A 13841-nucleotide genomic window follows, 5' to 3' on the forward strand; every position below is an offset into this window, starting at 1 on the left:
TCCCGAGTAGAGGGGTTTTTCTTTTGCGCTGCGCTATCTGGCAGCCGGACCCAGCTTCCGGCTGACCCTCTTTTGCACTTCAGCGCGGGCAGGCAAGCACCTTGGTGCACGGCTGGATGGCGGTGTTTGGCACAATAGCTGTTTGTATTTCAAGGACTGCCATGACAGAGCAAAGCTGTCTGCGCCAAGCGCAGCGCCGCCGTCTGCTGCATCTATTGGCGCTGCTGGGCGGTGCCGGTGCGGTATCTCCGGCTTTCGCGCTCTCGCTCGCCGATCTGACCCATACCGATGCGAGCCAGGGCATCAAGGCTGCGCTGACCGAGGGTGCGCAGGTGGCGGTGTCTCAGTTAGGCCAGAACGGGGGCTTTTTCAACAACTCCCAGCTGCGCATTCCGCTGCCTGGCTATATGGGTGAGGCGGCCAAGATGATGCGGCGCTTTGGCCAGGGCCGCTATGTAGATGAGGTGGAGCAGGGCATCAACCGGGCGGCGGAGCTGGCCGTCCCGATGGGCAAGGATGTGCTGCTGGATGCCGTGCAGCGCATGACGCTGGACGATGCCAAGCGAATCCTGAGCGGCGGTGAAGGCTCGGTAACCACGTTCTTTATGGAAAAAACACGCCAGCCTTTGACCCAGCGGTTTCTGCCGGTGGTGACCCAGGCGACGGGTCAGGTGGGTGTCGTGCAGCAGTACAACCAGCTGGTGGGCAAGGCAGCGAGCTTTGGCGTCTCCAGCGATGCACTGGATCTGAACCAGTATGTGACCGGCAAGACCCTCGATGGCCTTTACGCTGTGATTGGCGAGCAGGAGCGCGCGATTCGCCAGAACCCGCTGGGCAGCGCCAATGCCGCCGTGCGCGAGGTCTTTGGAGCATTGCGCTAAGCCATGGCCAAGAAACCCCCATTGTCCGCGCAGCCCGCCTGCCCTTGTGAATCCGGGGCCGCCTACAGCGCCTGTTGCGGCCGCTTCATAGCGGATTTCGAGGGCATGCCAGCACCGGATGCCGAGCACCTGATGCGGTCGCGTTACAGCGCCTTTGTGCTCGAGGAGCGCGCCTACCTGTTGGCGACCTGGCATGCCTCTACCCGCCCGTCTCAGCTGGATTTTGAGCCGCAGTGCCGCTGGCTGGGCTTGCAGGTCAAGGCCTTCGAGCCGGTGGATGGCAGCCATGCTGAGGTGGAGTTTGTCGCCCGCTACAAGCTGCAAGGCCGCGCGGTGCGCCTGCATGAGCGCAGCCGCTTCGTGCAGGAACAAGGCCGTTGGTTTTATCTGGATGGTGACCAGTTCTGATCACCACCTGTTTTTCGAGGATCCCAAAATGAACCCCAATGCAGGCTTTGAGGCCATGCTGTTTGATTGCGATGGTGTGTTGGTGGACAGCGAAGTCATCACCAACCGGGTGTTGTGCACGATGCTCAACGAGGCGGGCTGGGTGCTGTCGTCCGAGGATTGCCTGCAGCTGTTCATCGGCAAGATGGTGCGCAGCCAGAAGGACTTGATCGAGGCCCACACCCGCAAGCCGTTGACCGATGCCTGGATGGAGGAGTTCTATGCGCGCCGCAATGCAGCGCTGGAGCAGGATGTCAAAGCCATCGACGGTGCGGTGGAAGCGATCAAGGCCCTGCATGCCCAGTTCAACGGGCAGATCGCCTGCGCATCGGGTGCCGACCGCAAGAAGGTGGTGATGCAGTTGCGCATTGCCGGCCTGCTGCCCTATTTTGAAGGCCGTATTTTCAGCGGCCATGAGATGCCGCGCACCAAGCCTTTCCCCGATGTCTACCTGGCTGCAGCTGCTGCGCTGGGTGCCGATCCGCAGCGCTGTCTGGTGATCGAAGACAGCGTGACCGGCACCCAGGCGGGTGTGGCGGCCGGCGCTACCGTATGGGCCTACCACCCGCCTGCGCATGCAGTCTGCTCGCAGGCCGATCTGGCGGCAGCCGGTGCCAGCCAGTTCTTTGAACACATGGACGATCTGCCGCAGCGCGTGGCGCGCGCCTCGGCCCTCGCGGCCTGAGCATGACGCTGCCCACCAGGCGCAGAGGCGGACACTGAAGCGACAGGCCTGATCCCAGGCTGCACCTAGACTTTTCGTCTGGTTGCCACCTGGAGTTGTTATGGGGCCTGTGCATGAGTGGGATGCGGCGTTTGACTTCATCATTGTCGGTGCCGGCATGGCTGGCTGCATCCTTGCCAACCGCCTGAGCGCATCGGGCCGCTTCCAGGTGTGTCTGCTGGAGGCTGGTCCACCCGATCACCACCCCTACATCCACATCCCCGCCGGCTTTATCAAGGTCGGCTACAACCCGCGCTACACCTGGCCATTCAAGACCGAGCCCGATGCCGCCACCCTGGGCCGCGGGGTCGTCGCTCAGTTGGGCCGCACCCTGGGCGGCTCCAGCGCCGTCAACGGCTTCAACTATGTGCGCGGCCAGGCCCAGGACTACGATGACTGGGCAGCCCAGGGCGCCACAGGCTGGTCCTATGACGAGGTGCTGCCGTACTTCAAGCGCTCGGAGCGGCGCCTGGCCCTCTGTGACGTGAACTATCGCGGGCTCGAAGGCGAGCTGCCCATTACCGACTGTGACTGGCGCCATCCGCTGTGCGATGCCTTTATCGCCGGCGCAGCCAGCCTGGGCATCCCCTCCGGCAAGGACTACAACGCGGCCAAGCAAGAGGGCGCAGGCTATTACCAGCGCTGGATCCACCGGGGCTGGCGGGTCAGCGCCGCGAAGGCTTTTTTGCGGCCTGCCAAGGGGCGCTCCAACCTGCGGGTCATCTGCCGCGCCCAGGTCAGCCGCCTGGTGATGGAAGGCACACGCGTCACCGGCGTGGAGTACGCGGCCGAGCCTGGCGGCCCGCTGCGGCGCCTGCAGGCCAGCCGCGAGGTGGTGGTGGCGGCCGGGGCCATCAATTCGCCCAAGCTGCTGAATCTGTCGGGCCTGGGCGACGCGCAGCGGCTCCAGGACCTGGGCATTGCGGTGCAGCAGCACCTGCCCGGCGTCGGCGAAGGCCTGCAAGACCATATGATGCTGCGCTCCATCGTGCGGGTGCAGAACGCGCCAACCTTGAACACTACCGCACGGGGCTGGCGGCTCTGGGGCCAGGTGGCGCGTTGGCTGGTGCGCAAGCCCAGCATTCTGGCCATCAGCCCTTCGGTGGCCTATGCCTTCTCATCGGCACAGGCGCCAGGCGCGCGGGCGGATTTTCAGTTCCATTTCTCACCCGGCAGCTATGCCTCCGGCATTGCCGGCCAGCTCGATGGCTTTCCCGGCATGACCCTGGGCTTTTACCAGCTGCGCCCCCAGAGCCAGGGCCATGTGCGCCTGGCCTCGGCCCATGCCTGGGACAGCCCGGTGATCCAGCCGCACTACCTGCACCATGAGGCCGACCAGCGCCTGGTGGTCGAAGGCCTGCGCCAGGCCCGCCGCTTGCTGCACAGCGCCGCCTTGGCACCCTATGTGGCCAGCGACGAGGCGCCGTCCGCCCAGCTGCAATCGGACGAGGAACTGCTGCAGTTTGCCCGTGAGCGGGGCAGTACCGCCTGGCATTTCATGGGCACCTGCCGCATGGGCGCGGCGGGCGATGGCCAGTCCGTGGTCGACCCCCAGCTGCGTGTGCATGGCATGGCCGGATTGCGGGTCGCCGATGCCTCGGTGATGCCCGCCATGCCCTCCGGCAACACCGGTGCGCCGACGATGATGATTGCGGAGAAGGCGGCGGACCTGCTGCTCGCGGCACACCGCGACTAAGGGGTTGTAGTTACGAACTCTTACTTAGGAGTAAGCCAGAAGAGCGATTGCGGCATCCGCCGCTATATTGAAGAAGACAAGGGCCTCGTGCGTGCAGACGAGGCTGACAAAGAGATTTTGACAACAAAGCAAGGAGACAAACATGTACAAGCTCGTCTATCGTCTGACGAAGGCTGCGGCGTTGGTAGCCAGCGTTTTCGCCTTTTCGGCACAGGCACAGGACATCAAGATCGGCTACACCGCCGATCAATCGGCCAGCGGCGTGGCCGAGCTGGGCATTTCCGGCCGCTGGGGGTTTGAAGCCGCTATCGAAGACATCAACAAGGCCGGCGGCATCATGGGCCGCAAGCTGGTCGGTGTCATCCGTGATGACCAGGGCACACCGCCCAAGGCCATCCAGACCGTGCAGGAGCTGATCGACAGCGAAAAGGTCAGCGGCATTGTGGGGCCGGCCAACTCCGGCAATGCGCTGGCCTGGCTGCATATTCCGCAGCAAAAGAAGGTGCCGGTGATCGTGCCGATTGGCACGGCCACCGAAATCACCACCCGCTACGCCAAGGAACCGCAGAACTACCTCTACCGCATCTCGATGGTGGACCGCGAGCAGGTCGCCTTGCTGGGTGCCTATGCCGTCAAGGCCTCGAAGGACAAGAAGATCGCGATCCTCGCTGATTCCACCGGCTACGGCCAGGGCGGCATCAAGGATGCGACCGAGATTCTGGCGCTGCATGGCGTCAAGCCCGTGGCGGTCGAGAAGTACGGTCCGAAGGACACGGACATGACCTCGCAGCTCAACAAGATCAAGGCGGCAGGTGCGGACACCGTGATCATCTACGGCATTGCCGATGGCGCCGCCCAGGTGCTGCGCAGCATGGAGAAGATCAACTACATGCCCATGACCCTGGGCACCTGGGGCAACCTGAGCTCGCTGCTGCCCAAGATGGCGGGCACCAAGCTGGCCGAGCACCTGATCATGGCGGCCTCGACGACCGAAGACACCTCCGCCAAGACCAAGGCCCTGGGCCAGCGCGTGCGTGTGAACTTCCCCACCCTGACGACCTTCCCCTGCGCCGCCCAGGCCTATGACTCGGTGATGCTGCTGGCCGCAGCGATGAAGCAGGCCAACAGCACCGATGGCGAGAAGGTTGCCGCTGCGCTGGAAAACCTGAACAGCACCGACGGCGTCATCAAGACCTACGACAAGCCCTTCAGCAAGACCAACCACGAAGGCCTGAGCGTGAGCGACTTCTACCTCGCCCGCTGGAAGGGCAGCGACGTGGTGCGCTTTGAAGACAGTGTCTACAAGTCGCTGACACCAGCGGATCTGAAGAAGTAAGGCATCGGCTCGTCAGGCCTGCGCCCGCCCCATGCGGCACGCAGGCCTGGTTTTTTTAGCGGCAATGTGTCTGGGGTACGTATGCTGGATTCGATACTGCAGGCGGTCTTTAGCGGGCTGGCCTTGGGAAGTATTTATGCCTTGGTGGCGGTGGGCTTCAACATCACCTTCAACACCACCAAGACCTTGAACTTTGGCCAGGGCGAGTTCCTGGTCGCGGGCGCGTTTGTCGCGGTCTCGGTACTGCTGCTGCTCGCCGGCAAGAACATCACCGACAGCCTGCTGCCCGCCGATGTCAGCCTGTGGCGCTATGTGCTCAGCCTGCTGGGCACGATGGCCGTCCTGGCGCTGCTGGGCCTGCTGCTGTACTACGCCGCCGTGCGGCCCTTTGTGGGGCGTGGCGGCATGGCCTGGGTGATGAGCACCATCGGCTTTGGCATCATCATCCAGAACACGGCGCTGGCCATCTGGGGTCCTGCCCCTCTGGTCATGCCCTCGCCGCTGGGCAGCGAGGTGCTGCGCATCGGCAATGCCGGTGTGCTGCCCCAGGAGGTGCTGGTGCTGGTCTGCAGCGTGACCGTGTTGCTCGCGCTCGACTATGTGATGCGCCATACCCGCATCGGCAAGGCCGTGCGCGCGGTGGCGCAAAGCGGCAGCGCCGCCACCCTGATGGGCATCAATGTGACGGCCATCGTCGTGCTGGCCTTTGTCATCAGCTCCAGCCTGGCGGGCCTGGCCGGTTTGCTGATTGCGCCCATCACCACGGCATCGGTCTTCATGGGCATGAGCCTGGCACTCAAGGCTTTCTCCTCGGCCATTCTGGGCGGGCTGACCAGCCCGCGCGGCTGCATGCTGGGCGGCTTTGTGCTGGGGCTGATCGAAGCGCTGGTGGGCCTGTGGCAGGCGGAGATGCGCGAGATCAGCATCTTCTTGCTGATCATCGTGGTGCTGGTGGTGCGGCCCCAGGGCCTGCTGGGCCAGAAGATCGTGGAGAAAGTCTGATGAACAGCGAGATCAAGCACTACGGCTGGCTGGCCCTGGTGGCGGCGCTGGTGGCCGCCATCCCGCTGATGACCAGCAACGACTTCTACCTGCGCATCGTCTTTCTGATCGGGGTGAACTACATCGCCGCCTCCGGGCTGAATGTGCTGGTGAACTACACCGGTCAGAAATCGCTCGGCCATGCCGGCCTGTTTGCTGTGGGCGCCTATGCGGTGGCGCTGCTCACCACCCGCTGGGGCTGGAACCCCTGGGCCGCGTTTGCGATGGCCGGCGTGCTGGCCGGCCTGTTCGGCGTGGTGATTGCGCTGCCGGCGCTGCGGGTCAAGGGCCCGGCGCTGGCCATGGTGACCATCGGCTTTGGCATCGTGGTCGAGAAGGTGGTCTCCGAATGGCAGGATGTGTTTGCCGGCCAGCAGGGCATCTATGGCGTGGTGCCCTTGAAGCTCGGCGATCAGATGTTTGCCTCGTCGCACTGGGTCTGGTTTGTGCTCGCGCTGTGCGTGGTGCTGCATCTGATGTTTCGCCACCTGCTGGCCGGGCGCTTTGGCCGCGCCTTCATGGCCGTCAACACCGCCGAGGTGGCGGCCGAGAGCGTCGGCGTCAGCGTCTACAAGTTCAAGGTGCTGGCCTTTGTCATCAGCGCCTTTACCTGCGGCATTGCCGGTGCGCTGATCACGCAGCAGAACCAGTACATCAACTCCGACTTCATCACCTTCAACCTGTCGGTGTTCTTCCTGCTGGTGGTGCTGTTTGGCGGCAATTCCGTCTATGGCCCGCTGCTGGGTGCGGTGGTGCTGACCTTGCTCGATTCGCTGCTGTCGCGCTGGCCAGGTGTGCAGCATTTCACCTATGGTGCGCTGCTGCTGTTTGCGCTGTACGCCATGCCCAATGGCCTGGCCGGAACCTTGCGCAGCCTGGCGCGCAAATATGCGCCGGGCCTGCTGCCCACGCCGCAGCTGCCGCGTGATCTGCCGGCCTGGCAGCTCAAATCGGCCGCGCCGCTGGCCAGTACCGGCAGCGAGGGTTTGCTGGACGGCCGCGGCATCTACAAAGCCTATGGCGGCGTGGTGCCGACCAATGAGGTGGATCTGTGCATCAAGCCCGGCCATGTGCATTCGCTGATCGGGCCCAATGGTGCGGGCAAGACCACCTTGCTCAACATCCTCTCGGGCATTGTGGTGCCCGAGCGCGGCACCATCCAGTTCGCGGGGCAGAGCATTGTCGGTGTCTCGCCCAACCGGATTGCCCGCATGGGCCTGGGCCGCACCTTCCAGAACCTGCGGCTGTTCAGTGACATGACGGTGCTCGACAACGTCAAGGTCGGCTTGCATGCGCATATCCAGGCGGGCTTCTTTGCCAGCCTGATCGGGGTGGGCAAGGCCCGGCGCGCCGAACTGGCTGCGCGGGATGAAGCCTTGCAGATACTCGACCGCCTGCAGCTGCGCGACAAGGCGCTGCATACCGCAGGCAGCCTGCCCTATGGCCTGCAGCGCCGGCTGGAGCTGGCGCGCGCGCTGGCCACCCACCCGCGTTTGTTATTGCTCGATGAGCCGGCCGCCGGCCTCAACCCGCAGGAGACGCAGGAGCTGATCCAGGTGATTGCGCGCATCCGCGATCTGGGCATTACCGTGCTGCTCATCGAGCACCACATGGACCTGGTGATGGCCGTGTCCGACCACGTGATCGTGCTGGACTACGGCCAGAAGATTGCCGAAGGCACGCCCCAGCAGGTGCAAAGCAATCCGCGGGTGATTGCCGCCTACCTGGGCAGTGACGATGAAACCGAGGACGACGCGATGAACGGAGGCCACCATGCCTGAGCAAACACCATTGCTGCGTGTCGAGGCGCTGGAGCTGCACTACGGCGCCGTGCAGGCCCTCAAAGGGGTGTCCCTGCAGGTGCATGCCGGTGAGGTGGTCACCATCATTGGTGGCAATGGCGCGGGCAAGAGCACCCTGATGAAGGCCATCTCCGGCCTGGAGCCCACTGCGGCGGGCCGCATCGAGTTCCTGGGCCAGGACATCACCCGCATGCCCGGCCACCTGCGCGTGCCCTTTGGCATCGCCCAGTCGCCCGAGGGGCGGCAGGTGTTTGCCGACCAGAGCGTGCATGACAACCTGCTGCTGGGCGCCTACCACCGCAAGGATGGCGCCGCCGCGATTACCGCCGATGTGGAGCAGCAGTTCAACACCTTCCCCCGGCTGCGTGAACGCCGCACGCAGATGGCCGGCACCATGTCGGGCGGCGAGCAGCAGATGCTGGCGATTGCGCGTGCGCTGATGTCGCGGCCCAAGCTGCTGCTGCTCGATGAGCCCTCGCTGGGCCTGGCGCCACTGATCGTCAAGGAGATCTTTGCAATCGTGCGCCAGCTCAAGGCGCAGGGGGTGACCATCTTGCTGGTCGAGCAGATGGCCAACCAGGCGCTGGCGGTGGCCGACCGCGCCTATGTGCTGGAGACCGGCCACTTCACGTTGCAGGGCGCCGCTGCCGATCTGCGGCGCGACCCCAAGGTGCGTGCGGCGTACCTGGGAGCCCATGCATGAGCGCGCCGGCCGCCGACAGTTTTGACTATGTGGTGGTCGGCAGCGGCGCGGCCGGTGCCATCGTCGCTGCCCGCTTGGGCGAAGACCCGGCGCTGCGCATCTGCGTGCTTGAAGCCGGCCCGCCTGACCACCGGCCCTACCTCAAGCTGCCGGCCGGCTTCATCAAGGTGATCTTCAACCCGGCGGTGGCCTGGCAGTTCAGCTCCGAACCGACGGAGCGCACCGCTGGCCGGCGCATTCCGCTGCCCCAGGGCAAGACCCTGGGCGGCTCCACCTCCATCAATGGCCTGGTCTACAACCGGGGCCAGCACGAGGATTTCGACGGCTGGGCCGCGCAGGGCAATGCCGGTTGGTCCTATGACGAGGTGCTGCCGTATTTCCAGCGCAGCGAGCATTTTGTCGATGGCGGCGATCCGGCACTGCGCGGCCACAACGGCCCGCTCAAGGTCAGCCTGCCGCACTGGCCGCACCCGATTTGCGAGGCCTTTCTGGAAGGCGCCGCCGAGCAGGGCCTGGCGCGCAACCCGGACTACAACGGCGCCTACCAGCAAGGCGTGGGCTATTTCCAGCGCAGCATCCACAACGGCTGGCGCATGAGCACGGCCGGCTGCTTTCTGCGCCCGGCCGTGCGGCGCGGCAACCTGGATGTGCGGACCGGCGCGCAGGCGCTGCGCATTCTGGTCGAGGGCGGCCGCGCCTGCGGTGTGGAGTACCTGCAGGACGGTGTGCGGCGCCAGGTGAGGGCGCGGCGCGAGGTGGTCGTCAGCGCCGGCGCCATCAATACACCGAAGCTGCTGCAGCTGTCGGGCATTGGCGATGGCGAGCGGCTGCGCGCGCTGGGCATTGCCACGCAGGTGCACCTGCCCGGTGTGGGCCAGCACCTGAAGGACCATTTCTCGGTGCGGCTGGTCGCCTCGGTGAAGAACGCCACCACCATCAACGAGCTGGCACGTGTGCCACGCCTCTGGGGCCAGGCCTGGCAATGGCTGCGCGGCAAACCCAATATCCTGCAGCTCAGCCCCTCGGTCGTGCACTGGTTCGCGGCCTCGCAGCCGGGGCGGGAGCGGCCCGATCTGCAAGGCGTGTTCTCACCGGCCAGCTACCGTGAAGGCTATGTGGGCCAGCTCGATGTGTTTCCGGGCATGACCTGCGGCGTCTGGCAGCACCGGCCCCAGAGCATGGGCACGGTGCAGCTGGCCTCCAACGACCCACTGGCCGATCCGGTGGTGCAGCCACGCTATCTGGAGGACGAGGGCGACCGCCTGACCTTGATCCGTGGCGTGCGGCTGGCCCGCGCCTTGCTGCAGAGCCAGGCGCTGGCGCGTTACCGGGTGGACGAGGTCATGCCGGGGCCGCAGGTGCAGTCCGATGACGAGATCCTGGACTTCATCTACCGCTACGGTGTGTCGTCCTACCACCTCAACGGCACGGCGCGCATGGGGCCCAGGCCCGAGGCGGGTGCCGTTGTCGATGCCCAGCTGCGCGTGCACGGCTTGCAGGGGCTGAGGGTGATCGATGCCTCGGTGATGCCCGAGATCACCTCCGCCAACACCTGCGCGGCCACGATGATGATTGGCGAAAAGGGCGCCGACCTGCTGCGCCGCGCAGGCTAGACTCCCGGCACTCCTCGCCCTGCAGCAGCGGGCCCGGCGCCGTCAGCGTTTTTTGTGCGCCCGCATGTCCAGCACCTGGGGCAGGCTGCGCACATCCTGGCCTGCGGCCAGAATCCGGTGCTTCTGGATCTTCTGCGTGCCGGTGGTGGGGATCTCGTCGGTGAACCACCACCAGCCTGGCACCTTGTAATAGGCCATCTCCTGCTGGCAGAACGCGAACAGCTCCTGGCAGATGGCAGTGCCGGGCGCCACACCTTCGCTCAGCACGATGCTGGCCAGCACCTCCTCTTCGCGGATGTCATCGGGCGCGGCCAGAACGGCCACCTGGTGCACCTTGGGGTGGGACAGCAGCACGGCCTCCACCTCGGCGGCCGCAATGTTCTCGCCGGAGCGACGGATGATGTTCTTGCGCCGGTCCATGAAGTGCAGCAGGCCATCGGGGTCCTGCACCACGACATCCCCGGTGTGGAACCAGCCGCCCTCCCAGGCCTTGGCGGTGGCTTCGGGGTTGTCCAGGTATTCGCTGAAAAAATGCTTGCGCGGCGTCTCGGCCGAGTGGCGCACCAGCATCTCGCCAGGCGTGCCGGGCGGCACCGGCTGGCCGCTCTCATCGGCCACCCGCACCTCCAGCCCGGGCGCACCCCGGCCAAAGGAGCGTGTGCCCACCTGGCGGTCGTCGCCATGGTCGGAGAGGGTGCGCACCACCTCGGTCATGCCCCACAGCTCGATCAACGGAAAGCCAAAGCGCTGCTCGAAAGCGGCATGCAGCTGTGGCTCCACCCCCGCGCCATAGCCAAAGCGCACGCAGTGCTGTTCTTCCCAGTCGGATGGCGGCTGCTTGAGCAGCAGTGGAATGATCACGCCCAGGTAGTGGACGATGGTGGCGCGGCTGCTGGCCACCTCTTCCCACCAGCGGCTGGGCTGAAAGCGGTCGGTCTGGATCTGGCAGCCACCGCTCAGCAGCATGCAGTAGAACGACAGGATGGAGGCGTTGACATGGAACAGCGGCAGCGGGTTGAACAGGCGCTCGCGGCCTTCCTGGATCGACACATGGCCGGGGTGGGATGCATACCACTTGCCAGCGGCCAGCTCATAGGCATGCGACAGCACGCAGCCCTTGGGCTGGCCGGTGGTGCCGGAGGTGTAGAGGATGCTCGCAGGCGTATCGGCGCTCAAGCGGCCCGACGGCTGCGAGCGTGCTGCTGGCAGTGTGATGGCGCTGCCATCTTGCGGATCGGTGCAGACCAGCGCCGGCTGGTTGCGCGTGTCCTGCAGGGACTGCTGCAGCGCCTCCAGCCGCTCGGGCAGGCAGACGACCATGTCCAGCTGCGCATGGTCGATCAGGTAGTTCAGCTCGCGGCGCTTGTAGTCGGGATTGATGGGCACACAGCAGATGCCCAGGCTGTTCATCGCCAGCTTGTGCCAGAGGTGCTCGGGCCGGCTTTCCAGAAACAAGCCCACGCGGTGGCCCACGCCATAGCCGGCCGCCTGGTAGCTCGCCTGCAGCCGCGCAATATGGGCGCCGGCCTGCGTGTAGCTGAACTCGCAGCCCTCGGACAGGTAGCTGCGCTTGGGGTTGGCCGGCACTGCCAGCAGGCTGTGGTGGGGGTAGCGCGCGATGGCGGCCTGCAGTGCCTGGCTAATGGTGGTCTGGTCGGTGATGGCGATCATGTCGAGGGCTTCCAGGCAAGGTCAGGGCCGGATCAACGGCGACGGAATGGGGTCGATCTGCTGGTCCAGCGCGGCCTGCTTTTCGGCCTCCAGGCTGCGCAGGAAGGCGGCACGCTGTTGCAGCTGCATCCAGTAGTGCTGGGTGGCCGGCCCCCATTGGGACGACATGCCCAGGTAATCCGACAGCATCAGCGCATAGCCCACGGCCACATCGGCGGCCGTGAAGCGGCCTGCGCAGAGGTAGGGCTGGTTGTCCGGCATCGCCTGGGCAGCGGTCTCCAGCGCGCGCAGCCGGCCCAGAAACCAGCGCTCGTAGTCTTCGGCCACCTGGGGCTGGCGCCGCACGGCGGGCTCAAAGAACTGGTAGCGCAGCACCAGGGTCTGCGGAAAGGTCAAGGTCGCATCGGACATGTGCAGCCAGTTCAGGTAGCTGCCATAGGCGGGGTCGCTGGGCTGCACGTCCAGGCGCTGCGCGGGGTCGCGGCTGGCCAGGTACTGGCAGATGGCGGCGGACTCGGTCATGCGGGTGTCGCCGTCGATCAGCAGCGGCACGGTGCCCAGCGGGTTGAGCGCCAGATAGTGCTTGGCCAGTGCGCGGGGCGGAAAGGGCAGCATCTGCAGCCGGTAGGGCAGGCCCAGCTCTTCCAGCATCCATAGCGCGCGGAACGAGCGCGCGCTCACACAGTGGTACAGCTCGATCACAGCAAGTCTCCATCCGATGTTGTGCCGCCATCTTGGCACGAATGGACGCCAGTGGCTGCCCTGCAGGTGTCAGCCAGGTTGCAAATCGGGCCGGTGTCAGGCCCGTATCTGCGGAGCCTCAGGCCGGCGGCCGGGTGCTCTTGCGATACTCGGCCGGGGACATGCCCATCCAGGTGCGGAAGGCGCGGATAAAGCTTTTGTCATTGCTGAAGCCGGCCAGCTGCGCGATCTGCTTGATCGGCCGGTTGCTGCGGTGGAGCAGGGTCAGCGAGCGTTCGCGCCGCACCTCGTCCTTCAGGGCCTGCAGCGATGCGCCCTCGTCCTTGAGCTGGCGGTGCAGGGTGCGCAGCGACAGGTGCAGCTTGGCCGAGAGGCTGTCGGCGCTGTGCATCGCCGAGGGGTCGGCCGCCAGCAACTGGCGCACGCGCTGCACCATCAACCGGTCGCGGCGGTAGGGACGCACGGTCAGCGGCAGCGCGCGCTGCAGCATGCGCTGCAACGCCGCTTCGTCGCGGGCAATCGGCAAGGCCAGGTAGCGCGCATCAAACTGCATGCGGGTGACCGGTGCGCCAAACTGCACATCGCCAGGGAAGAGCAGCGCATACACATCGGCATGGGCGGGTGCGTCGAACGGAAAACTCACCTTGAACAGCGGCAGCGACGAATCGACAAACCAGCTCGACAGCCCATGCATATTGCGCAGCATGGAGACCAGGCAGAACTCGCGCAGCTCGCCCAGGCCGGTGTGTTCGATGATCTCGACCGTGGCCGTCTCGCCCTGCACCTGCAGGCTGAGCGCCAGGTCATCGGTGAGCAGGCCATGGTGGCGGCACCAGCGCTTGAGCGCCACCCCCAGGTTGGGGCTGGTGAGCGAGGCGCGGGCCAGCATGCCATAGCTGCCCCAGGGCAGGCGGCGGCTGAACCAGCCCAGGGCCTCGTCGTCCAGCTCCTGCATGGCGGCGTCGGAGAGGGTTTCGAACTGCAAGGCGGTGATGCCAGGGCCATCTTTTTCGACCGCCAAGGGATCGATTTGCGCCAATTGCAGCGCACGATCCGCACTCAGCCCCCGGTGCTGGTAGGCACGGGCGATTGCCCGGACAAAGGCCATGGGCGTGACTGCGGGGTGGTGCACGACGGCAGAAGAGGGCAGGGGTTTGGGCATGGAGGGTGGGGTTTAAATAGCGCCAAGCAGGGCCATTGTACTGGCGACATTTGCAACCATCCT

At 65.6% G+C, this 13841-nt stretch carries 12 protein-coding genes; 9 read left to right on the plus strand and 3 right to left on the minus strand.

What is annotated here, in order from left to right; genetic code table 11:
* The first annotated feature begins 161 nt into the window (after positions 1-161).
* The 9 genes from MJ205_RS00005 to MJ205_RS00045 all read left to right on the plus strand — a co-directional run bounded on the left by MJ205_RS00005 (position 162) and on the right by MJ205_RS00045 (position 10243).
* On the plus strand, positions 162-881 hold the full coding sequence (locus tag MJ205_RS00005) for a DUF4197 domain-containing protein (protein ID WP_239810617.1): 720 nt from the start codon (positions 162-164) through the stop codon (positions 879-881).
* A 3-nt stretch (positions 882-884) separates the two neighbouring features.
* Positions 885-1289, plus strand: a complete 405-nt coding sequence (locus tag MJ205_RS00010; protein ID WP_239810618.1) for a YchJ family protein — start codon at positions 885-887, stop codon at positions 1287-1289.
* Positions 1290-1317: 28 nt separating this feature from the next.
* The gene (locus MJ205_RS00015) at positions 1318-2013 is read left to right on the plus strand and encodes an HAD family hydrolase (RefSeq protein ID WP_239810619.1); all 696 of its coding nucleotides are present in this window, start codon (positions 1318-1320) and stop codon (positions 2011-2013) included.
* A 100-nt stretch (positions 2014-2113) separates the two neighbouring features.
* On the plus strand, positions 2114-3748 hold the full coding sequence (locus MJ205_RS00020) for a GMC family oxidoreductase (protein ID WP_239810620.1): 1635 nt from the start codon (positions 2114-2116) through the stop codon (positions 3746-3748).
* Positions 3749-3890: 142 nt separating this feature from the next.
* Positions 3891-5084, plus strand: a complete 1194-nt coding sequence (locus MJ205_RS00025) for an ABC transporter substrate-binding protein (RefSeq protein ID WP_239810621.1) — start codon at positions 3891-3893, stop codon at positions 5082-5084.
* 81 nt (positions 5085-5165) lie between these two features.
* Positions 5166-6086, plus strand: coding sequence for a branched-chain amino acid ABC transporter permease (locus tag MJ205_RS00030; RefSeq protein ID WP_239810622.1), 921 nt, complete (start codon positions 5166-5168; stop codon positions 6084-6086).
* Positions 6086-7906, plus strand: coding sequence for a branched-chain amino acid ABC transporter ATP-binding protein/permease (locus tag MJ205_RS00035; RefSeq protein WP_239810623.1), 1821 nt, complete (start codon positions 6086-6088; stop codon positions 7904-7906). Before MJ205_RS00030 ends, MJ205_RS00035 begins: the two co-directional genes overlap by 1 nt.
* Positions 7899-8630, plus strand: a complete 732-nt coding sequence (locus MJ205_RS00040) for an ABC transporter ATP-binding protein (RefSeq protein ID WP_239810624.1) — start codon at positions 7899-7901, stop codon at positions 8628-8630. The genes MJ205_RS00035 and MJ205_RS00040 overlap by 8 nt, the downstream gene beginning before the upstream one ends.
* The gene (locus MJ205_RS00045) at positions 8627-10243 is read left to right on the plus strand and encodes a GMC family oxidoreductase (protein WP_239810625.1); all 1617 of its coding nucleotides are present in this window, start codon (positions 8627-8629) and stop codon (positions 10241-10243) included. The genes MJ205_RS00040 and MJ205_RS00045 overlap by 4 nt, the downstream gene beginning before the upstream one ends.
* Positions 10244-10285: 42 nt before the next feature.
* Here MJ205_RS00045 and MJ205_RS00050 read toward each other — a convergent pair whose 3' ends face one another.
* The 3 genes from MJ205_RS00050 to MJ205_RS00060 all read right to left on the minus strand — a co-directional run bounded on the left by MJ205_RS00050 (position 10286) and on the right by MJ205_RS00060 (position 13778).
* Positions 10286-11914 carry an AMP-binding protein gene (locus MJ205_RS00050; protein ID WP_239810626.1) on the minus strand — a complete coding sequence of 543 codons (1629 nt, stop codon included), beginning with the start codon at positions 11912-11914 and terminating at the stop codon, positions 10286-10288.
* A 21-nt stretch (positions 11915-11935) separates the two neighbouring features.
* The gene (locus MJ205_RS00055; RefSeq protein WP_239810627.1) at positions 11936-12616 is read right to left on the minus strand and encodes a glutathione S-transferase family protein; all 681 of its coding nucleotides are present in this window, start codon (positions 12614-12616) and stop codon (positions 11936-11938) included.
* 118 nt (positions 12617-12734) lie between these two features.
* Entirely contained in the window at positions 12735-13778 is a 1044-nt protein-coding gene (locus tag MJ205_RS00060; protein ID WP_239810628.1) for an AraC family transcriptional regulator, read from the minus strand.
* Positions 13779-13841: the final 63 nt, after the last annotated feature.

The sequence above is a fragment of the Comamonas sp. B21-038 genome (genome assembly GCF_022387135.1).
Classification (GTDB): domain Bacteria; phylum Pseudomonadota; class Gammaproteobacteria; order Burkholderiales; family Burkholderiaceae_C; genus Comamonas; species Comamonas sediminis.